This is a genomic window from Streptomyces sp. MCA2 (genome assembly GCF_023544705.1).
In the GTDB taxonomy this organism is placed as follows: domain Bacteria; phylum Actinomycetota; class Actinomycetes; order Streptomycetales; family Streptomycetaceae; genus Streptomyces; species Streptomyces decoyicus.
The window spans coordinates 1-19941 of sequence record NZ_JAMJFM010000018.1; the positions used below are offsets into that span (position 1 = coordinate 1).

The window sequence follows — 19941 nt, forward strand, 5'->3', positions numbered from 1 at the left end:
GGGAAGGTTGCCGGTGGCTCTGAGGGGGTTGACCACGCTGGTAACCGCCCGGCTTCTGGGGGTGTGCGCCGCATGCGAGAGCGTCACCGTGGGCTGAGTGGGGCGTCAGGTGAAGTGAGTTGACGCGAAAACCTCTGCTTTACTTCTCGTTTGCTTGGCTTTGACAGTTGATGGCCAGTATCGTCCAGCCCTGATCGGTGATCCCGATCGGGGTCCAAGGCACCTCCGAGGTGTTCCGCATCGGAGACGTTCCGTGCCCGGGACCTACGGGCGGCTGGGGTTGGCCCGGCACGCCAACTGCCAGGCGGCTCCGCTTGGCTGTCACTGGAGGATGCATGCCCTCTCGTATAACTGCCGCAATCGCCACGTGCGCCCTGAGTCTCGGGGCCCTCGCCTCGGGCGCAAGCGTTGCCGCGGCCGCCTCATCGCCCCCTGTCCGGCCTGCCGGCGACGCGCCGTCGTTATGGTCGGCGATCACCGCGCGTGCCGCGGCAGTCGACCGGTGCAGCTACCAGGTAGTCCGCTCTCACGACTCCCGCTACGCCTACTCCGTGAGCGGGACCGTCGGCGGCGGCACGCGCGAGCTGAAGATCCACGCGGAGGACGATGTGAGAGTCTCCGATGACTGGCACAAGGTCACCCAAGTCGATGCGTGCGCGGGCGAGCAGGGCCAGCGCCCCACCGTGCTCCGCGTCACAGGAAAGCTGGAGAACCCGGAGCACTATGATCCGTCCGTACCGCGGACGATCCACAGCGACGCCCTCAAGCCCGCTGCCGCCTCGGCGATTCCCAAGGCACCGGCGATGACGTCTATCGACCGCCTCGACGCGGACGCCGTCCGTGTCAGCTGGAAACCGGCGGCGGACCATCCGGACCAGGTCCTCTTGATGGAGCGCAAGCCCTTCTACAGCAGCGAGATCGGACTGTGGCATCCCTACACGTTCCAACGCGACGTACAGGTCCGCGCCACCTCGATTGACCGCAAGCTGGAGCGTGACTCCGACATCCCCCCTGCGGTTCGTACGCACGCCTACTGGATCCGCGTCGTCAAGAACGGCTTCGTCAGCGATCTGCGCGCCGAGAAGCCTCTCACCATCGAGCCATAACCCCTCGTCCGCGCCCAGGCGTTCCGCGACGCGTGATCGGGTAGTGCTGCGGCCGCACTACCCCAGCGGTACTGCCCGATCAGTGCTCCAGCGCCCTGGTGGCAGCGGCCGGGGGAATTGCAGGGGCCGAGGACAACGGCGAAGCCCTTGGAATTCCGGCCGTCACCACGGGACGCCGAGAGACACATGCCTGGATGGCACCGCGGCTCTTCTCCACCTCGAAGGCGGGGTGCGAGGCGCACATTCCGGTCACGGTCGACCCTGGTATCTGACAGCCTCGCCGACGTTCGCACCGCAAGCGCCCGCAAGCGCCCGCAAGGCCCCGTTGCCGCTGTGCCAGGGGCTTTGAGCACGGTCCCCGGGCGCGGGGCGGCGTACTGCTCGTGTTGGTCGGGTTGGGGGCGTGGGGGCAGCGCAGTATGTGCACGGGCCAGGTGAGGCTCGTCTGTTGACGGCTCGCAGGCTGGCAGCGCAGTGCATCAGGCGAGGGCTGGAAGGACCGCACCCCACCGTTTTCCCTGACCGGGCCGAGCTCGAAGCAGTGCGCGACGGATGCCCTCAAAAGGACGAGGGGGTGGTCGGCGGCGGGTGGCGACGGTCTTCCAGTTCTTCAGGTGGGCGATGGTCTGGCAGGGGAACGCTGCCGCATCGCGTCCCCGCGGGCGGTTCGGAGGCATGGCCAGATACGGCCTACGTGACAGATTGGCCGATATTAAGACCGCGACGTTGCCGGGAAGTTGGCGCGGAGACATGATCACTGCTCGTATCTGCCTGATCACTCGTCCAGGAGTCGATACGTGATACGCCCAACCGCTTTCCGCGTTCTCCCTGCCGTCCCCGTCCCCGTCCCCGTCGCCGTCGCCGTCGCCGTGACCGTGGCCCCCGCCCTGCCCCTCGCCCAGGGGGCCCAGGCGGCCGCCCCGGCCCCCGTCGCCTCGGTGACCGCCGCTGTCGGTCGTCCCGGCCAGGTTCGCCTGGCCGACACCGACTTCATGTGCTCCCACCCGCGCGTCGAGGTCCGCTACGGCGGGTCCGGTCCCCGGACCAGGCCCGCGTCGTGGCCTCGGCGGCGACGCTGATTTAGTGAGGCACCGGTGCCGCCCGTCCCGGGCGGCCCGCCGGCCACCAGGTCATGACCGGCGACGTCCGCACCGCCACCCTCGTCTCCCGCCCTTGCCGCATCTCTTCCGCATCGTGGCGGCGTTCCATCCGGGCGCCGGCACAGCGACCCAGGACAGCGCGGCCGAGGTCCAGAGCGGCTGCTTACTGCAAACCCCTCATTGCGTCGTTCGCTCGCATGCCCCGTTTCACGAGATTCCACAACAAGGGAGTTACTGATTTTCATGTACAAACGTCGGAGTTTGCTCGCCTTCGCTGCTGTGGGTGCGGTTATTTGCACCGCCGGAGTCATGCCGTCGGTCAGTCATGCCGCCAGCGGCGGCGACGGGGAATGGGAGGGGTCCTACGCCGAAACGCACGGCCTGACGGCGGAGGACGTCAAGAACATCAACGCACTGAACAAAAGGGCTCTGGCTGCGGGTCAACCTGGCAATGCTCCGACGGAATTGGCGCCGAGCGCCAGTGCGCTCTTCCGGGCCCCCGACGCTGTCGACGACAGGGTGACCCCTCCCGCCGAGCCGCTCAACCGGATGCCTGACGCGTACCGGGCCTATGGAGGCAGGGCCACTACGGTCGTCAACAACTACATACGCAAGTGGCAGCAGGTCTACAGTCACCGCGGCGGCAATCAACAGCAAATGACCGAAGAGCAGCGAGAAGAGCTGTCCTACGGCTGCGTCGGCGTCACCTGGGTCAATACGGGCCCCTACCCGACGAACAAATTGGCTTTCGCGTTCTTCGATGAGAACAAGTACAAGAACGATCTGGAAAACAGCAGACCACGACCCAACGAGACGCAGGCGGAGTTTGAGGGGCGCATAGCCAAGGACAGTTTCGACGAGGGGAAGGGTTTCAAGCGGGCTCGTGAGGTGGCGTCCGTGATGAACACGGCCCTGGATAACGCGCACGACGAGGGGACTTACATCGAACACCTCAAGACAGAGCTCGCGAACAAGAACGACGCTCTGCTCTACGAGGACAGCCGCTCGAGCTTTTACTCGGCGCTGAGGAATACGCCGTCCTTCAAGGAAAGGGATGGAGGTAACTACGACCCATCCAAGATGAAGGCGGTGGTCTACTCGAAGCACTTCTGGAGCGGGCAGGACCAGCGAGGCTCCTCTGACAAGAGGCAGTACGGCGACCCGGATGCCTTCCGTCCCAACCCGGGCACAGGTCTGGTAGACATGTCGAGGGACCGGAATATTCCGCGCAGTCCCGCCAAACCTGGCGAAAGCTGGGTCAATTTTGACTACGGCTGGTTCGGGGCTCAGGCAGAAGCAGATGCCGACAAAACCGTATGGACCCACGCTAATCATTATCATGCGCCCAATGGCGGCATGGGCCCCATGAACGTGTACGAGAGCAAGTTCCGGAACTGGTCTGCCGGGTACGCGGACTTCGACCGCGGAACCTACGTCATCACTTTCATACCGAAGAGCTGGAACACCGCTCCCGCCGAGGTGAAGCAGGGCTGGCCGTAACAGAGCGGGTAGGAGGGACGGGGCATCCGGCCCTCCTACCCCAGCCCGCCACACACCGGCGGTCGTCCCGGATGTGCTACAGCCTCTGCTGGCTTTCGCCCAGAAAGCCAGGCCTTTCGCCGCCAACCTCTGCGCAACGGACACACCCGAGCAGACTTGCCCGGATAAGGACGGCCACTGTTCCTGGAGGCCTCCTCACGGAGGTTTCGACTCGCTGCACCTGATCACGAGGCGGCCCTGCTCGATAGGGGTTGACGTTTGCCGACGACGTCAGTTTCCTACCGGAGCAGGGACGTTGGGCTTGAAACGCTGTGACAGTGCTGGACAGTGATCAACTGGGCTTGTTCTCAGCGTACTGTTCGGGCGGCACCCAGCCAGGACCAGCCCCGTACCTGCACCCGATGCCCTCCAGCTCGCCAGGGCCCGGCTCCTCCAGATACGCCATCCGCATGAGCGCTGAACTGCCGGCGAAGCCGAACTCGCGATACAGGGGCGCCGCTTCCTGGCTGGCGTGGAGTTCGAACAGGGTGACGTGCTCGGTGCGGAGCTCGTCGAGTAGAGCGCGGACAACGGCCCTGGCGTAACCGGGCCGCCGGGCATCCGGACGGGTGGCGACCACGTGCACGCGGCCTGCCAGCCCCCAAGGGTAGGACGGTGCCGGGAGGATGTGATGACCAGATCGCCCGCCAGTGCGTACCCCGCCGAGGGCGGAGCAGGGCCGTGTCGCCGTGAGCCTCAACCTTGCGGAGGACCGGGTGAGCCGTGATCGGGAAGCCGCCGCAGCCGAACGTGAACGCCGACTCAGGGGGATGCAGGACGACGCGGGCCGAGGCGGCCGGGCGAACGGAAGCGGAAGCCGCCCGGCTGCGGGAGACTCGCGGACGACCGGCGGCCAGGGGGCTGTACCGCCCGAGATCGCGCCCGGCCGGAGCCCCTCCCAACCGGCCGGGCAGCCAACCGTCACGTTGCGCCGGCTGGTGGATCCCAGCACACTCCGTCTCGTCGTGGACGGCCTGGGCGCGGACGCGGTGGACGAGCCGGCCCGGTTCTACGAACTCAAGACGTACGGCGGTGCCGAGCCGGACACGATCCACCTCACGCCCGCGGAGTTCCGGCGGGCGGTCGCGAGCGACGACTTCTTCCTCGTTGTCGTCTCCGGCCCGGAGGCGGGAACGGCGCCGGTCACCGTACGGATCGTCCTGGAGCCGCTGAAGCACCTGCCCTACCGACTGAGCGGCAATGTGCTGGTCTCCGGCATCCGGGATGCGCAGAGTCTCGTCTACCCGTTCGAAAGCGTGCAGTAGCCCCGCCATGACAGTCATCACAGTGATGGCAGCGAATCGAGGCCGGGTTTCGGAGCCGCGCCCCACGGTGGAGGCCGCAGTGCCGCAGGGGTGGCGGAAGAGGAGGGGAGGTACGGGCATGCGCTGGGTTCCGCAGGCGATGTTCCGGTTCACCACGGGGGAGAAGGCCGATCTGAACTGTGGCTATCGGGGTTCTCGGACGTTCCCCGCCGACGGGAACTCCGGACGCGTTCGATCCGACTAATGGGCTGTGGAGTGGAGCGAGCATCGGTCAGGGCCCCCGGAGGGGCGGGCAGGTGGCCGCTCTCCAGGGCTGCTCCCTGTGCCCGCGGGGATGAGCCCCACTCCGGCACCGTCTCCTTGAGGGACTTCGCGCCGCTTGCGCGCGGGGATGAGTCCGGCGGGGGAGTGAGCGACAGGGCCTCCTCCTTTCGCTCCCCGTGTCCGCGGGGATGGTCCCGAACGACACGGAACCGCGCCAATGGCCGCTCACTGCTCCCCGCACCCGCAGGGCTGGTCGCTGGCGAGGCCGTCCAGCCTGTGGCTTGGGAGCGCGACCGCGCTTGGAGGCGGGCGCGACGTACCGGCCCGTGGGGGTACGCCACGGGCCGGCAGCGGCAAGGTGAGCTGAGCGGAGGGCAGCCGAATACGGCTGGAACAGCGATGGCACACAAGCCACCGCTCTCGACTGCCCTGTACAGGGCAGTCGAGTCAGGTTCTCAGGCGCTTTCGGTCATGACGTCGTCCAGCCAGTCGTACACGCGGGCGAAGGCCAGGCGTTGGGCGCCCGCCTGGCAGTGCGCGTCCGCGCCCAGTGCGGAGGTGAACTCCAGCAGCGTCTTGGGGCAGGTCAGGTGCTCGTGGAGCAGTTCGGGCTGGCCCTCGAAGAACACGTCGTCCGTGGCCGAGCAGACCAGGGTGGGGCAGGTGATCTTCTGGGCGATGCCGTCGCGCAGGTGATAGTCGAGGAAGGTGGCGAAGAGCCCGCGTGGGGTGTCGGCCCCCATGACGTACATGCCCTGGTCGACGAGCCAGCGAATCTTGGGGCTGGCGGCCATGGCCGCCTCCACGGCGGCGTCGAGCTCGGGGTCGCGGTCGGCGCGCAGCCGCCGTTCGGCCTCGGCGCGGTCGAGGGACAGGAAGCCGGTGGCCATGTCGCCCAGGTCGTAGACGCCGTCGAGGGCGATGACGGCGGCGAGGCGGTGCTCGAAGGCCGCGGCGCGTGGTGCGAGCAGGCCGCCCATGCTGTTGCCCAGCAGGGCGACCCGGGCGGGGTCGACTTCGGGGCGGGTGAGGGCGTAGTCGAGGACGGGGCCGACTGCGTTCTCCCAGTCGGGACGGAACACCAGACCGTGGTGGTGGCGGGTGCCCGGCTGGCCGGGGCCGTCGAAGGACAGGACGTTGTAGCCGCGCTCGACTGCCGCGGCGGCGCCGCCGAAGTGCATTTCCTCGGCCGTGCCGTCGAACCCGTTGAACATGACCACGGTCGGCCGGGCGGCGCCCGAGTCGTCGGCGCGGTACAGGTACCCCGGCAGCACGGTGTCCTCGTAGGGGATCTCCACCGGCTCGATGACCGGGGTGAACAGCGCGGCGGCCTGGCGGAAGCACCTCACCGACGCGTCGTATGCGTGCAGGATGCGCGGGTCCGTGGCGTCGCCGTGCAGGAAGAACTCGGCGCTTCGGTAGTAGTTCGACGCCCGCAGGAAGGCGTCCCGGGCGCTGACGCGGTGCCCGCCGGCCAGGGCTGTACGTCCCTCGTCGGCCACCCGGTCGGCGGTGGCGAGCCACTCATCGTGCCAGCTGTCGTAGTCGCCGGCGGTGATCCGCTGAGTGGTCACCACGACCTCCCCGAAGTCGGCGCCGCCGTAGGCGATGTGCCCGAAGGACCGCAGTGTCTCGAACCAGAACGAAGGGTTGTGCGGGAAGAACAGGGGCTCCATCGACACTCCTAAAGCAGTTGTTGGCTGCGTTTAGTGGGACTGTAGGGTCGCGGAAACAGCAAACGCAAGTCTCGACTGCGTTAAAGTGGGGATCATGGAGAGGCAACGAGAGCCGGCCCGCCGGCCCGGTGGCCGGGCGGCTCGCGTCCGCGCGGCAGTGCATCAGGCGGTCACCGACCTGGCCGGCGACCGCGGATACGGGAACTTCAACGTCGGCGACGTCGCCGCCCGCGCGGGCGTGGCCGACACGAGCATCTACCGCCGTTGGGGAAACCTGGAAGCCCTCCTCGCGGACGTGGCCATCACCCGGCTCACCACGACCTCCCCCACCCCCGACACCGGCAGCCTGGAGGGCGATCTGCGCACCTACGCGGCCACCGCCGCCCGCGACGTCGCCGGGCCGGACGGGATGGCGATACTGCGCCTGGCCATCTCCCTGTCCAACTCCGGGCAGCCGGGCCTGGAGGCCCGCGACGCGTTTCTCGCCGAACGCACCCGCCAGCTACAGGCCATGCTCGACCGGGCCCGGGATCGAGGCGAACACCCGCCGGACGTCCTCCAGGTGCTCGATCTCATCCTGTCCCCGATGTACATCCGCATCCTGTTCGGCACGGGCCCGCTCACTCCCGCCTACACCGACGAACTGGTCGACCGCCTGCTGTGCCTGCACACCGCCGCCGGAGGGGGGTGAGTTCTCCTTGAGTGCTACCGGGACCTCCGGTGTGACCTGCCGTCTCACATGGCGATCATGAGCCGAATCGTCACGTTCAACACCGCAGGAAAAGCCGATGTCGTGGCATTTCTCGGGGCCGCCGGGAACCTGACATCTGACCAGCAGCGCAACCTCGGCGTCATGCGCGAGCTCGCCCAGGCCCGGCAACGTGACCTCGACCACGAGGGCCTCGACTGGGGCCTGTCCATCCCGGACGCGCTCGACCACCTCATAGCCGGCCACGCCAGCTCAGACGCTGAATACGCGGCTGCCGCCTACTACAGCGCCTTCCAGCTCATCATCGACCGCAACGGCTCTGACCCATCCGACCTGGGCGTCTACTCCAAGCCCAGCACCTTCTTCAGCCTGCTGGACGACGAACTTCGCCGCCTGGGGGTGAGCGCCGACCTCCTGCCCCAAGCCCACCTGTCCGCCGGGCCGCCCGACGAGATCCCCTTCTACATCCCGTATCCCGTGGAGGGCCCGCACATCGGCATGTGGCCGCTGGCCAAGGCCAAGCCCGCCGCCGACGCCTACCGCACGGCCCTGGGCCAGATGGGCGGCGGGTTCACCTACGACACCCAACACCTCATCGAGAAGCTGGAATTCGAGCACGCCGAGTGGGAGTTCGCCACGAAGAACCTCGACTGGTACACCCAGGACACGATCTTCTTCTCCATCAAGGGCTGACGTGCCATCGCCGCCATGGAATGGCCCTCCATTGAAATCCGCACCGCGCCGGTGCCCTGTGGGCCCGGTCTGCGGTGCTTCTTGCATGGCCGACGACACCGTCGCTGATCCGGCCACGGGCCGGTCAGGCCAGAACTGTGGCCACGGTCTCGCGGATGGCAGCGTTGCTGCGGCGCAAGACGCACCGTCTGCTCACGCTGTCAGGTGTGTGCAACGTGGCGGCTCTGGGTGCGCCTGACGAGAAGCACGGAGAGGCCGTACAGATCTTCCTGGCCACGGCCGAGGGCCGCGCTGACGTCGACCCGGAGGCAGCCGGCGCCGCGGTGACCGCTGGGTTGGGCGAGTTCCGGGGCGGCGCCGAAGGCACCATTTTCCCAGGGGCCGGGCTTTCGGCCTGCGGCGACGCCGCTATCACGGCCTGGCCATGGCCCGGCTGCAACACCAATTCGCAGCCACCGCGATGAACTCCCACCGCCTCACAGCCTGGTGGACAGACGTCCCACGAGCCCGCACTCGCACGTTTCACCTGGCAGCCCTCCGGCCCGCCGAGTAGAACTCGGCGGGCGAGGAGTGGAACACAGCAGGCCAGATCCGCCAACAGTGTCGCTTGCTCCGGCGGGGGTTCGTGCGTGGCGGGTCACGACGACGCCGCTGTCCGATATGGGCACAGCTGTACTCCGGCTCTCCGCTTTCGAGCACGCGGAGCAGGAACGCGGTGACGACACGTGCACTACGGCCGATACGCAGCACACGGCACGGAACTCCCCGCGACGAACCAGGTCGTACCCCTTGGCCCGCGAGATCTGTGACTCAGTTCACAGTAGATCCAGAACCTGCGCGCCGCACCGGGCGTCTGGCTGGTGTGAGATCACGCAGGAGAGCACTGGACGAACTGGACGAGGAACGCCTTGTCCGGCTGGTGGCCAGAGGTGACCGCGGGGCGTTCGACGAGTTGTACCGGCGCACCTCGCCGTGGCTGGCGGTGCGGTTGCGCCGCCGCTGCGCGGACGAGCAGATCGTCGCCGAGGTCATGCAGGAGACCTATCTGGCGGTGTGGCGCGCGGCCGGCGCGTTCGCCGGGAGCGCGGTCGGCGGGACGGCCGTCGGGTGGCTGTGGACGATCGCGGCGCGTCGCCTCGTCGACGCGTTCCGGCGCCGTGCCCACCACGCCGAACCGCCGGTCGCCGCCGCCGAGCGGGCGGTGGTGCCCGCGGCGGAGGAAGAGGCACTCGCCGGGACCGTCGGCGGCGACGTCGGCGACGCCCTGCGGCGGCTGGCGCCGGAACTCCGAGAAGTGCTACGGGCCACGGTGCTCGACGGGCTCTCCATCCGGGAGACCGCCGTCCTGCTCAGACTGCCCGAAGGCACGGTCAAGACCCGCGCCCGCCGGGCCCGGATCGCGATGCGGGAGGCGCTGACATGAGCGGGGAACACGCGTCGAGGCAGTTGATCGACGACTACGCACGTGGTGACGCGATGATGGCCGCGGACACGGTATGGGCGTTGGAGGCCCATCTGGAGACCTGCGCGTTGTGCCGGAGCCACCTGGCGGCCTGTGTGGCCACCGAGGCGCCCGGCATCGCCGCGCTCGTCGACACCGTCCGGGCCGGTCTGGAACCGCAGTTGGACGCGGCCGTCAGGGCGCCCTCGCGGCGACACCGCCCGAGGTGGGTCGCTGCCTGGCTGACGCCGGTCATGGCCCCGTGGTTGGTCATGACCGTCCTCGTCACCCTGATGGCGCTGCTGCTGGACGCAGTGGCGCGGCCCATGTTCCTCGGCGGTGTCTCTCCCGTGTTGGCGATCGCACCCGTGCTGCCGCTGTGTGGTGTCGCCGCATCGTGGTCGCGCGGCCTGGACCCGGCGCACGAACTGACGGCCTCGACCGCCCGAGCCGGCCTGCCCCTGCTCCTCCGGCGCACCGCGGCGGTTCTCGTGGTGGTCCTGCCCGCGCTCGTGGTGGAGGGATGGCTGACCGGAACGATGTCGGCCGCGCAGTGGCTGCTGCCCTCCCTGGCCTTCACCTCCACCGCCCTGGCGCTGGGCAGCGTGGTCGGCGTGACCCGCGCCGCCACCGGGCTGGTGGGCGCCTGGGGCGTCGTCGTGGTACTCGCGTGGGCCACCGACCACGGCCCCGTGGACCTGGAGCGTGCCCTACAGCCGGACCAACTGCCCGCGTGGGGGCTGTTCTTGGCGCTCGGCACTGGCGCCGTGATCGCCCGCAGAAACGCGTACTCAACGCTGTGAAACCATCGTCAACCTTCGCAAGGGACTACTGCATGACGCCCACCACGAGCGCAGCCGACACCGCGCCGAAAACCTACGCCTGGCAGATCCGGGCCAGTGGCCTGAGAGTACGCGTCGGACGGAAGAAGATGGCCGTCGACGGGCTCGACCTCTCCCTGGGCATCGGCACCCACGGCCTCCTGGGGCCCAACGGCGCGGGGAAGACCACCCTGATCCGGGCGCTGGCCACCGTGCTGCGCCCCACCGAGGGCGACCTGGAGCTGCTCGGCACCTCCCTGGGCAGGATGGTCGACCACCGGGCCCTGCGTCGCCGGATCGGCTACCTACCGCAGGACTTCGGCTACTACAAGCGCTTCACGGTGCGCGAGTTCGTCGAGTACATGGCCTGGTTGAAGGAGGTCCCGAAGGCGGACGTCCCCGCGGCCGTCCAACGGGCCGTGGAACGGGTGGGCCTGGCGGACCGCGCCGACCATCGGATGAAGACCCTGTCCGGCGGCATGGTGCGGCGGGCCGGCATCGCCCAGGCCATCGTCAACGACCCCGCGGTGCTGCTGCTGGACGAGCCGACGGCCGGCCTGGACCCGGCGCAGCGACTGCGCTTTCGCGAGCTGCTCCAGGAACTGGGCCGCGACACCTGTGTGGTCGTCTCCACCCACCTGGTCGAGGACGTCGCGGCCGCCTGCTCCGACGTGGTGCTCTTCGCCGACGGCCGCCTCGTCTTCCAGGGCACGCCGGAGGACCTGGCCGCGGCGGGCAGCACCGATTTCCCGGGCGACAGCCCCCTGGAGCGCGGCTACTCGGCGCTGCTCCGCAACTCCGGGCAGCGGGGAGGCGCCTGGTGACCGGACGTGTTCTGCGCATCGAGCTGAAGCGCTCCGTCGCCCCGTGGCCCGGCATCGTCGTCCTGGGCGGCAGCCTGGCGATCTTCTGTCTGTACGACGGGCTCTGGTGGAGGGGCACCGCGGGGTGGACGGCCCAGTGGACCTCCATGGCCCTGTGGACCCGGTCCCTGCTGACCTTTTTGTGGCCGCTCGCGGTGGGCACGGGAGCGGTGTACGGGCTGCGCGAACCCCGCTCGCGGATGGCCGAACTGCTGACGACCGTGCCGCGGCCGGCCTGGCGCCGTGCGGCGCTGCCGGCCGGTGCGATGGCGCTCGCGCTGGCGTCGGGCTTCGGCTTCCTGGTCCTCGTGGGCGGGGTCCAGGTGGCCCTCGGCCGGACCACCTACACGCCGCTCGATTGGCTGCCGATCTCACTCGTGGCGGCGCTGGCCCTCGTCGCGGGGGCCGTGTTCGGCATGGGCGTCGCACGAGCCCTGCCCTCCGTGCTCACCCCGCCGGGCCTGGTCTTGTTCTTCCTCATGCTGACGGCCCTTCTACAGCAGAACAGTGACGAGACACTGCCGTCGAGCATCGCGCCGAACCGGCTCGCCCAGCTGCTCCCGGTGACCGCGGAGCCGCGGGAGATGCTGCTGACCCTGTCCGGCTCCGTGCACCTCGGTCAGACGCTCTGGCTGCTCGGCCTGCTCGCCACCGGCTTCGCACTGCTGTCGGCCGTGACCCGCCGGGCCCGGCTGCTCGCGGTGACCCCCGTCCTGGCCGGTGCGGCCCTGGCCCTGCTGGTCCTCCCGGCCGCTGCACGCGACACCTACGTCGTCGACAAGGCCGCCGCCGCCCTGGTCTGCGACGGACCGGTGTGCGTGACGCAGGCAAACCGCTCACGCCTGCCCGAGCTCGCACGGCGCGGCAAGGAGGCGCTGCGCGTGCTGCACGAGGTCCTGGGCGACAAGGCGCCGAACGCGGTGCGGGAGGACACCAGGCTGCGCGCGATCGCCGACAAACGCGAACCGTCCGGTGACGTGGTGCTGGTCGACTTCGACGACCGGCTGCTCGCCGATGCGACAGGTGAGAAACTGACCCGCGCGCTGATCGCCCAGGGTCTGGCACCCAGCTGCTACGGGAACAACGACCGGGAGGGCGGAGGGCAAGGCAACGTCCCTGTCCAGAGCGTCGCCGTGAGCTGGGCCCTGCACGATTCCCGGCTCCAACCGCTGGCGGAGAGGGGCGGCGACGCGTACTTGCGCACGATCTGGCCGGACGCCGACGTCGCCTGGCAGAGGCTGACGGCGCTGTCACCGGCCGAGCAGCGCTCGCGGATCGCCGAACTGCACACCGCCGGCCTCTCCTGCGCGGCGGACCACCAGCTTGCGGTGCTGGCGGGGAAGGCGACGCGATGAGGTGGCTGATCCTGCACGCCCGTTCACGGCAGGTGCCCGCCTCGGCCGCCGCGGTCGCGCTCGTCGCGCTGGCGGTGTGGGCCCTCCACGGCCCAGGACCGGTGGATCAGGCGATGGCGGTCCTGCTCCTCACCGCGAACGTGGCGGCCGCTTCCGTCGGGCTCGGTGGGTGGGACGTCGTGCTGGAGAGGACGGCCGCGATCCGGTGGATGCCCCGCCGGGCGGCGCACGTGCTGCTGGCCGGATCGTGCGCCGGTGCGGCGCTGCTGACGGTCCAGGCGGCGGGAGTGAAGCTCGCCCCCGCCGAGGTCGTCGTCCGGGACAGCGCGGGCCTGGTCGGCCTGGCCGCGCTCGGGGCGGCGCTGTGCGGGGCACAGTTCGCATGGACCCTGCCGACCGGCTGGCTCGCGTTCACCCTCTTCGGACCGCCTCCGGGCGGCACCGCGGGAGACGTGGTCATGTGGATGATCTGTTCCCCTGCCACGACGGCGTCCACCGGGACCGCGTGGGCCCTGTTCGCGATCGGCACCGTGGTGTACGCCATCGCAGGACCAAGACGTTGACGTGCTCCCCGGCCTAAAGTCCAGGGATTCCGGCCTGGGTCGCCTGACCCTTCCGGGGGCTTCCTGCTTCACCGCGCTGTGCCGGGACTTTCGTCCTGGTCTTACCGGCGCTCCACGAGGCGTTTAGCGTCTCCACCCGTCCGGCGGCGACGATTCGGCGTCCTTCGGAGAGGACGTTACGTGCTGCGTTGTGGTCGCGGTCGTGCACGATGCCGCATTCGCCGCACGTCCACTCGCGGACATCCAGGGGCTTGGGGACGGGCCCGAACGCATCTGGGTTCGGGCCGACCCCTTCGAGCTGGCTGTGCACGCCCACCCGAAGTCCTACTCTTCGGCGAGCTGCTCTTCGCCTTGCTCGGTGGTGTAGGGCCGACCAGCCTGGTCCGTGATGACGGCGACTGACGTGGGCAGAACCTCGACCCGGAGCATGGGCCATGCCAGGGGATCGCCACGACCATCGACGTAGAGCAGGTGACGCACGTAGGCGCCCACGAGGAAGTCCCGTTCGGCGAGCTCGTGGACGTAGCCCTCAAGTGTCTTCTCCGCGTCCCGGTTGTCGCGCACACTGTGAAGCTCTGGGGCGATGTCCAGGTATTCCCGGAGCAGGTCCAGGAACTCCACGATCAAGGACTCTTCGTCGTCAGGAAGATCGTCTGGCAGGGCGTACTCGAACGCCATACTCGCCTTGATCATGTTCCATAGAGGGTTTCCCCGGGTGATCAGTGCCAACGCCCGGGGCTGAGGGAAAGCCGGGTCGGGAACGAGCTTCACGCCGCCTGAGGCGCCGTCGTCCAGTGAGCGCCGGACCCAAGCGGCATGCCGCTCCTTGATCTCCCTGAGTCGCTCAACCGTGAAGTGGGCTGGTTGATCATCGATCTGCTTGTGGTGCCTACTGCACAGCAGCAGCAGATTCGTATGGCTGTGCTTGGAGGCGTCGTCCAGGTCCCCCGCCCGCGGACCGCCTTTGGAACGAGCCACGATGTGTGCCTCTTCGCCGAACACGGACGGATCATCACAGTCCGTCCCTGGGGTGATCACCTCGCCACGGCAGATTGCACATCTCCCGCCGGCTTCAGCCCACACGATCTTGCGCGTCTTCTCAGAGACCCCCATGCGTGGCACCTTGCCAGAAGAGCTCAGGTGGGCGCAGAAGAACCAGACCGGCTTCTTGTGCGCGCACGGAGCCGTCGCGGCCTGATCGCGGCAACTGCAACCCAAACTGCAACCCCCAACGTCGAAGGGCCCCACCGCGAACGGTGGGGCCCTTCGACGTTGTCTCAGCCCTCGTTGTCCTGGCCTTTGTCCACAAGAGCTGTTTCCGGGGTTCCCCAGATCGTCGCGCCGATCTTCCGGGCCACTTCCTTCAACAGGTGGTCGGGACATGGAGATACCGCGCCGCATCCGTGTGGCCCCGCCCGGTTCCCAACCCATGATCTGGTCGATCACCCGGTCCGGGACGCCCAGCACCATGAGCACCGTTGCGGCCTTGTGCCGGACGTCGTGCAGTCGGGCCGTCCAGGTGGCGGGCGACGACCGAGGTCCGGTAGGCCATCGCTGATCAGGTGATCCAGGCTCCAGCGATCAAGGAGTTCCCCCACGAGGTGGGCGACCAGGCGGCTCTCCAGATCGGCCGGGCCGACGTCGTGGGCGGTGACGGTGTGGCGGCTGTGCGCACACATGAGACCGATGGGCCCGACCCCATGTCGGGCCCATCGGTCGTTTTGCTTCACGGAACGCCCTCGGCGAGGTTCAGCGGCACAGGGCGGTGTCCACGGCGCGTTCGAGATTCCTCCGGCCCGCCTCGTCGGTGAGCTGCATGGTGACCGCGACGTTGGCGGCGCGGCCGTCGTCGGTGGCGCCGCCCCGGGTCTCGTACCCCGGGAAGCTGCCGCCGTGGCCCCAGGAGAGGCCGCCGCACGGCAGCGGCCTGCTGACGAGTCCAAGTCCGTAGCGGGCGCCGGGGCCGAAGGTCGCTTCGGCGGGGACGGTGAAGCGCATCTGGGCGAGCTGGGCCGAGGGCAGGAGGCGGCCGGCCAGGAGTGCGCTGAAGAAACGGTTGAGGTCGGAGCCGGTGGAGACCATCTGGCCTGCCGCCCAGCCCCAGGAGGGGTCGATCTCTGTGATGTCGCGCAGCGGCACCTCCGCCGATTCCCGGTAGTAGCCGTGGGGGTGGGGCTCCCGAATGCTCGCGTCACCGGGGGCGGGGAAGTAGGTGTGGCGCAGCCCGGCGCGTCGGACGACGCGCCGGTCGATCTCCTCGGCGAGGGGGCGGCCGGTGACCTTCTGGATGATCAGGCCGGCGAGCACGTAGTTGGTGTTGGTGTACTTCCAACTCGTCCCGGGGGCGAAGTCGGCCGGGTGCTGGAGGGCTGTGGCGAGCAGTTCGCGGGGGGTGTAGTACCGGACGTCGTCCCCGAGGTGGTTGCTGTAGTTGGGGAGTCCGCTGGTGTGCTGGAGGAGCTGGCGGACGGTGATGCGGCGCCCGTCGATCCCCTTTCCGCGGACGAGGCCGGGCAGGTAGGTGTCGACGGAGGTGTCCAGGTCCACCCTCCGCTCCGCGACGAGTTGGAGGACGACGACCGCGACGAAGGTCTTGGTGTTGCTGCCGATCCGTACTTGGCCGTCCCTGGGCACCTTCGAGCCGGTGGTCAGGTCGCCCACTCCTGCGGTGTAGGTGCGGATGCGGCCGTTCCGGTCCTGGACGCTCGCCGGCGCGGCGGGCATCCCGTCGTCGCGCACCAGCGCGTTCAGGCTCTGCTGGACGGCGTCCGGCCTGGCGGCGGAGGCGGCGGGCGGGGCGAGGGCGCCCAGTGTCATGACGCCGATGGTCACCGCGACCGCGGCGGGCAGGGCCCGTCGCCGCGTGCCCTGCTGGCGGCCCGGCGAGCGAAGCCCTTGCCGTGTCTGTCCACGCATGAGTCAACTCCTGAGGAATCGTGGGACCGTTGTTCGGTTGCCGGGTTGCCGGGTTGCCGGGTGCGTGATTCAGCCGCACAGGGCCCTGTCCACGGCGTCCTTCACGTGCTGCGTGGCTGCCTCGTCCGTCGGAATGTTGGTGACCGCGACGTTGGCGGCGCGGCCGTCGTCGGTGGCACCGCCCCGGGTCTCGTACCCCGCGATGTCGCCGCCGTGGCCCCAGTAGACGCCGCCGCACGACAGCGGCCTGCTCATGAGCCCCAGCCCGTAGCGGAGGCCGGAGGTCCCGGCGGGGACGGTCGTGCGCATCTCGGCGAGCTGGGCCGCCGGGAGGAGGCGGCCGGCGAGGAGCGCGGTGAAGAAGCGGTTGAGGTCGGAGTTGGTGGAGATCAACTGGCCTGCGGCCCAGCCTGCGGAGGGGTCCATCTCCGTGAAGTCGCGCAGCGGTGTGTTCGCCGGGTTGCGGTGGTAACCGTGGGGGTGCGGCTCTCGGATGGTCATCTCGCCGGGGGCGGGGAAGTAGGTGTGGCGCAGCCCGATGCGCTTGATGATGCGCCGGTCCATCTCCTCGGCGAGGGGGCGGCCGGTGACCTTCTGGACGATCAGGCCGGCCAGGACGTAGTTGGTGTTGCTGTACCCCCACGTCGTCCCCGGAGCCGCGTCGGCCTTGTACCGGAGGGCGATGTCGAGCAGCTCGCGGGGCTCGAAGTACCGGTTCCTGATCTCGTCGTCGTCGACGTGGATGCCGTACTCGGGGAGTCCGCTGGTGTGCTGGAGGAGCTGGCGGACGGTGATGCGGCGCCCGTCGATCCCCTTTCCGCGGACGAGGCCGGGCAGGTAGGTGTCGACGGTGGCGTCGAGGCCGATCTTCCCTTCGCCGACCAGTTGCAGGACCACGACCGCAGTGAACGCCTTGGTGTTGCTGCCGATCCGTACCTGGCCGTCCCTGGGCACCTTCGAGCCGGTGGTCAGGTCGCCCACTCCTGCGGTGTAGCTGCGGATGCGGCCCTTCCGGTCCTGGACGCTCGCCAGCGCGGCGGGCATCCCGTCGTCGCGCACCAGCGTGTTCAGGGCCTGCTGGACGGCGTCCGGCCTGGCGGCGGCAGCAGCGGAGGCGGCGGGCGGGGCGAGGGCGCCCAGCGTCATGACGCCGATGGCCACCGCGGCTGCGGCCGACACGGCTCGTCGCCGTCTGCCGCCCTGCTGCCGGGTCGAGGAACGAAGGCCCTGCCGGGTCTGAGCACGCATGAGTCAACTCCTGGGGAATCGTTGGGTCGAGGCACGATCCTGGTTTCCAGGGCCCGCTGACCGCATCGCGGGAAGGCGGGAGAAATCGCTCCCCCGATCGGGGGAGGCTGCCGGGGGGCTGCCCGGCGATACTGGCGTCCATGATCAGGGGAATTCGGCCGCTGCTGCGCGGCTCCACGTATGCGGGTGTGCTGTTCGCCTATTGCGGCGCGCTGGCGAGCCTTCCGTTGCTGCCTTTCGCCCTGTTGCCGGCGCTGTCGTGGCGATCCGCTTCCGAGAGCGTGCAGATCGTCCTGGTCCTGCTGGTCTGGGCGGTATTGGTCGGCGTGGTCGGCCTGGCGCGCCCCGTACGACGGGCGCTGGTCGTGTCGGCCCGCCGGCTGCTGCGGGTGCCGCTGCCGAATCCGGTGGCGGGTCGCCGGCCCTCCGGTTCACTCGGCCTCGACCGCTGGCGGACCCCGCTCTGGCTGGTGCTGCACGTGGCCGTCGGTTGGACGGGGGCGCTGGCGAGCGGGGTGCTGTTCATCATGGGCCTCTCCCTGCCGGGGAACTGGCTCGGCGCCGAGGCGCGGGCGAGTCTGTTCGGCGCGTCGGTCCGGGTGTCGGGCGGGTGGAGCTGGGTGGTGGCGGCCGTGTGCATCCTGCTGGCGGCAGCCATCTGCGTACTGGTGACGAAGGCCCTGCGGTGGGCGGCGCCACGGCTGCTGGGGCCGTCGGCGGCCGAACGGCTCGCGCTGGCCGCCGAGCGGGAACAGCTGCTGGCCGAACGCAACCGGATTGCCCACGAGTTGCACGATTCGATCGGGCACACGCTGACGGCGGCCACCATCCAGGCGGCGGTGGCGGGCGAGGCGCTCTCCGCCGACCCGGCGACGGCGCGGGCCGCCATGCGCAGCATCGAGGAGTCGACGCGGGCCGCGCTGGAGGACCTGGACTACGTACTCGGAGTGCTGCGCGAGGAACAGTCGGGGACGGCGCCGACCCGGACCCTGGCCGACCTCCCCGAGCTGCTGGACCGCCTGCGGCACGCGGGCGCGGTGGTGGAACCGGAGCTGTCGGGCGACCTGGCGCAGGTGCAGGGGACGCTCTCCCGGGCGGCGTACCGGATCCTCCAGGAGGGGCTGACGAACGCGCTGCGCCACGGGGCGGGCGGCCCGATCGTGGCCCGGGTGGCGGCCGGGCCGGGCGGACTGGATCTCATGGTGGTCAACCGGACCGGGGTACGGACGGGCACGGGCCCGGGGGCCTTCCCGACCTCCGGCCACGGTCTGCCCGGACTGGCCGAGCGCGTCCGGCTGCTGCACGGTGAGTTCCAGGCCGGCCCGGACGGGACGCAGCATTGGCGGCTGGCCGTCCGGCTGCCGGCGCGGGCGTCGGCGTGAGTGGATCCGACGCGGGCGAAGGCATGGCCCTCCGGCTGCCGGTACGGGTGCCGGCGTGAGTGGATCCGACGCGGGCGAAGGCATGCCCCTTCCCCCCGTCACCAGCCCCGCCGTCACCCTCCTGATCGCGGACGACGAGGAGGTGACCCGCAGCGGCCTGCGCATGCTGCTCGCCGCACAGCCGGGCCTCACGGTGGTCGGCGAGGCCGCCGACGGCGTCGAGGCGGTCGAACGGGCGCGGAGCCTGCGGCCGGACGTGGTCCTGATGGACGTACGGATGCCGCGTCGCAACGGGATCGAGGCCACCCGCCAACTGCTGGCCGAAGCGGCCGACCCGCCGAAGGTCGTGGTGATCACCACCTTCGAGAACGACGGCTACGTCACCGCCGCCCTCAGCGCGGGCGCCAGCGGCTTCGTCCTCAAGCGCCTCCCGGTCCGTCAGATCGCCGAGGCGGTCCGGGTGGTGGCGGCGGGCGAAGCGGTCCTCTTCCCAGCCGCACTGGGCCGCATGGTCGCCGCCCGCCCGCGGGGCTCCGCCGAGGCCCTGCCGCACGCCGCCCTGACCGGCCGGGAGGAGGAGGTGCTGCGCCTGATGGCCACCGGGCTCTCCAATCCGGAGATCGCGGAGTCCCTCACGGTGAGCCTGGAGACGGTCAAGACCCACGTCGGAAACGTGCTGACCAAGCTCGGCGCGCAGAACCGGACCCATGCGGTGGTGATCGCGTACGAGTCCGGCTTGGTGGTCCCGGGCTTCGCCGGCTGACCGGCTTCCGCCCCTCTGTGCGGTCGCCCGCAGGCTGCTCAGTACCGGCCGCGACGTAACGCCACAGCTACTCGTATCCTCCGCCCGGCCTCACCGGGCTGAACGAAGGCCCCGACGGGAAACTTCCGTTCTAGTGGTCGTCGTGTTCCGTCTCGGTTGAGGCCGAGTGGGCTGCTGCCGCCGGGTGGGGCTGGAGCCAGAGCGGACAGCCCCGCCCCCCGCCGCCGCACTGCCCAC

Annotated in this window: 18 protein-coding genes and 2 pseudogenes; 13 read left to right on the forward strand and 7 right to left on the reverse strand. The window is 69.8% G+C overall.

Annotated elements, in window-relative coordinates; translation table 11 throughout:
* Nucleotides 1–551 precede the first annotated feature (551 nt).
* Together M8I34_RS16945 and M8I34_RS16950 are read left to right on the forward strand one after the other, a co-directional pair.
* The gene (locus M8I34_RS16945) at nt 552–1106 is read left to right on the forward strand and encodes a hypothetical protein (protein WP_250050277.1); all 555 of its coding nucleotides are present in this window, start codon (nt 552–554) and stop codon (nt 1104–1106) included.
* A gap of 1343 nt (nt 1107–2449) precedes the next feature.
* On the forward strand, nt 2450–3706 hold the full coding sequence (locus M8I34_RS16950) for a protein-glutamine gamma-glutamyltransferase (RefSeq protein ID WP_284050428.1): 1257 nt from the start codon (nt 2450–2452) through the stop codon (nt 3704–3706).
* Between the two features lie 331 nt (nt 3707–4037).
* Here M8I34_RS16950 and M8I34_RS16955 read toward each other — a convergent pair whose 3' ends face one another.
* Nucleotides 4038–4325: a GNAT family N-acetyltransferase gene (locus M8I34_RS16955; protein ID WP_250050279.1), complete on the reverse strand. Its 288-nt coding sequence runs from the start codon at nt 4323–4325 to the stop codon at nt 4038–4040.
* A gap of 358 nt (nt 4326–4683) precedes the next feature.
* Here M8I34_RS16955 and M8I34_RS16960 point away from each other — a divergent pair, with 358 nt between their 5' ends.
* On the forward strand, nt 4684–5010 hold the full coding sequence (locus tag M8I34_RS16960) for a hypothetical protein (RefSeq protein ID WP_250050280.1): 327 nt from the start codon (nt 4684–4686) through the stop codon (nt 5008–5010).
* Nucleotides 5011–5729: 719 nt separating this feature from the next.
* Here the strand turns inward: M8I34_RS16960 and M8I34_RS16965 are convergent.
* On the reverse strand, nt 5730–6950 hold the full coding sequence (locus M8I34_RS16965) for a S9 family peptidase (protein WP_250050281.1): 1221 nt from the start codon (nt 6948–6950) through the stop codon (nt 5730–5732).
* A 94-nt stretch (nt 6951–7044) separates the two neighbouring features.
* On the opposite strand from M8I34_RS16965, the gene M8I34_RS16970 reads away from it, so the two are divergent.
* The 8 genes from M8I34_RS16970 (at nt 7045) to M8I34_RS17005 (ending at nt 13395) form a co-directional block, all read left to right on the forward strand.
* Complete coding sequence (locus tag M8I34_RS16970) at nt 7045–7641, forward strand: TetR/AcrR family transcriptional regulator (protein ID WP_250050282.1); 597 nt, start codon at nt 7045–7047, stop codon at nt 7639–7641.
* Between the two features lie 57 nt (nt 7642–7698).
* Complete coding sequence (locus tag M8I34_RS16975; RefSeq protein ID WP_250050283.1) at nt 7699–8352, forward strand: hypothetical protein; 654 nt, start codon at nt 7699–7701, stop codon at nt 8350–8352.
* A 155-nt stretch (nt 8353–8507) separates the two neighbouring features.
* Nucleotides 8508–8816, forward strand: coding sequence for a hypothetical protein (locus tag M8I34_RS16980; RefSeq protein WP_250050284.1), 309 nt, complete (start codon nt 8508–8510; stop codon nt 8814–8816).
* A 398-nt stretch (nt 8817–9214) separates the two neighbouring features.
* Nucleotides 9215–9775 carry an RNA polymerase sigma factor gene (locus tag M8I34_RS16985; protein WP_026169289.1) on the forward strand — a complete coding sequence of 187 codons (561 nt, stop codon included), beginning with the start codon at nt 9215–9217 and terminating at the stop codon, nt 9773–9775.
* Nucleotides 9772–10596, forward strand: a complete 825-nt coding sequence (locus tag M8I34_RS16990; RefSeq protein ID WP_250050285.1) for a zf-HC2 domain-containing protein — start codon at nt 9772–9774, stop codon at nt 10594–10596. The genes M8I34_RS16985 and M8I34_RS16990 overlap by 4 nt, the downstream gene beginning before the upstream one ends.
* 32 nt (nt 10597–10628) lie before the next feature.
* Nucleotides 10629–11438, forward strand: a complete 810-nt coding sequence (locus M8I34_RS16995) for an ABC transporter ATP-binding protein (RefSeq protein WP_250050286.1) — start codon at nt 10629–10631, stop codon at nt 11436–11438.
* Entirely contained in the window at nt 11435–12832 is a 1398-nt protein-coding gene (locus tag M8I34_RS17000; protein WP_250050287.1) for a hypothetical protein, read from the forward strand. Before M8I34_RS16995 ends, M8I34_RS17000 begins: the two co-directional genes overlap by 4 nt.
* A complete protein-coding gene (locus M8I34_RS17005; RefSeq protein WP_250050288.1) occupies nt 12829–13395 on the forward strand; it encodes a hypothetical protein in 567 nt (188 codons plus the stop codon). The genes M8I34_RS17000 and M8I34_RS17005 overlap by 4 nt, the downstream gene beginning before the upstream one ends.
* A 13-nt stretch (nt 13396–13408) precedes the next feature.
* Here the strand turns inward: M8I34_RS17005 and M8I34_RS17010 are convergent.
* The 5 genes and pseudogenes from M8I34_RS17010 to M8I34_RS17030 all read right to left on the reverse strand — a co-directional run.
* Nucleotides 13409–13651, reverse strand: a pseudogene (locus M8I34_RS17010) (zinc ribbon domain-containing protein); the annotation flags it as partial.
* A 68-nt stretch (nt 13652–13719) separates the two neighbouring features.
* Nucleotides 13720–14508 carry an HNH endonuclease gene (locus M8I34_RS17015; protein ID WP_250050289.1) on the reverse strand — a complete coding sequence of 263 codons (789 nt, stop codon included), beginning with the start codon at nt 14506–14508 and terminating at the stop codon, nt 13720–13722.
* A 164-nt stretch (nt 14509–14672) separates the two neighbouring features.
* A pseudogene (locus M8I34_RS17020) lies at nt 14673–14904 on the reverse strand (site-specific integrase); the annotation flags it as partial.
* 240 nt (nt 14905–15144) lie between these two features.
* On the reverse strand, nt 15145–16311 hold the full coding sequence (locus M8I34_RS17025) for a serine hydrolase (protein WP_250050290.1): 1167 nt from the start codon (nt 16309–16311) through the stop codon (nt 15145–15147).
* 69 nt (nt 16312–16380) lie between these two features.
* Nucleotides 16381–17559, reverse strand: coding sequence for a serine hydrolase (locus tag M8I34_RS17030; RefSeq protein ID WP_250050291.1), 1179 nt, complete (start codon nt 17557–17559; stop codon nt 16381–16383).
* Between the two features lie 140 nt (nt 17560–17699).
* On the opposite strand from M8I34_RS17030, the gene M8I34_RS17035 reads away from it, so the two are divergent.
* Both M8I34_RS17035 and M8I34_RS17040 read left to right on the forward strand, forming a co-directional pair.
* On the forward strand, nt 17700–18941 hold the full coding sequence (locus M8I34_RS17035) for a sensor histidine kinase (protein WP_250050292.1): 1242 nt from the start codon (nt 17700–17702) through the stop codon (nt 18939–18941).
* 82 nt (nt 18942–19023) lie between these two features.
* The gene (locus tag M8I34_RS17040) at nt 19024–19704 is read left to right on the forward strand and encodes a response regulator transcription factor (protein ID WP_250050293.1); all 681 of its coding nucleotides are present in this window, start codon (nt 19024–19026) and stop codon (nt 19702–19704) included.
* The last annotated feature ends 237 nt before the right edge of the window (nt 19705–19941 follow it).

What these genes read in the sequence shown, in the direction of transcription:
- M8I34_RS16990 (WP_250050285.1), top strand. Translation starts at nt 9,772, where the DNA reads ATGAGCGGGGAACACGCGTCGAGGCAGTTGATCGACGACTACGCACGT.
- M8I34_RS17035 (WP_250050292.1), top strand. Translation starts at nt 17,700, where the DNA reads ATGATCAGGGGAATTCGGCCGCTGCTGCGCGGCTCCACGTATGCGGGT.
- M8I34_RS17025 (WP_250050290.1), bottom strand. Translation starts at nt 16,311, where the DNA reads ATGCGTGGACAGACACGGCAAGGGCTTCGCTCGCCGGGCCGCCAGCAG.
- M8I34_RS16995 (WP_250050286.1), top strand. Translation starts at nt 10,629, where the DNA reads ATGACGCCCACCACGAGCGCAGCCGACACCGCGCCGAAAACCTACGCC.
- M8I34_RS16965 (WP_250050281.1), bottom strand. Translation starts at nt 6,950, where the DNA reads ATGGAGCCCCTGTTCTTCCCGCACAACCCTTCGTTCTGGTTCGAGACA.
- M8I34_RS16970 (WP_250050282.1), top strand. Translation starts at nt 7,045, where the DNA reads ATGGAGAGGCAACGAGAGCCGGCCCGCCGGCCCGGTGGCCGGGCGGCT.
- M8I34_RS17015 (WP_250050289.1), bottom strand. Translation starts at nt 14,508, where the DNA reads ATGGGGGTCTCTGAGAAGACGCGCAAGATCGTGTGGGCTGAAGCCGGC.
- M8I34_RS17030 (WP_250050291.1), bottom strand. Translation starts at nt 17,559, where the DNA reads ATGCGTGCTCAGACCCGGCAGGGCCTTCGTTCCTCGACCCGGCAGCAG.
- M8I34_RS16950 (WP_284050428.1), top strand. Translation starts at nt 2,450, where the DNA reads ATGTACAAACGTCGGAGTTTGCTCGCCTTCGCTGCTGTGGGTGCGGTT.
- M8I34_RS16980 (WP_250050284.1), top strand. Translation starts at nt 8,508, where the DNA reads ATGGCAGCGTTGCTGCGGCGCAAGACGCACCGTCTGCTCACGCTGTCA.
- M8I34_RS16975 (WP_250050283.1), top strand. Translation starts at nt 7,699, where the DNA reads ATGAGCCGAATCGTCACGTTCAACACCGCAGGAAAAGCCGATGTCGTG.
- M8I34_RS17040 (WP_250050293.1), top strand. Translation starts at nt 19,024, where the DNA reads ATGCCCCTTCCCCCCGTCACCAGCCCCGCCGTCACCCTCCTGATCGCG.
- M8I34_RS17005 (WP_250050288.1), top strand. Translation starts at nt 12,829, where the DNA reads ATGAGGTGGCTGATCCTGCACGCCCGTTCACGGCAGGTGCCCGCCTCG.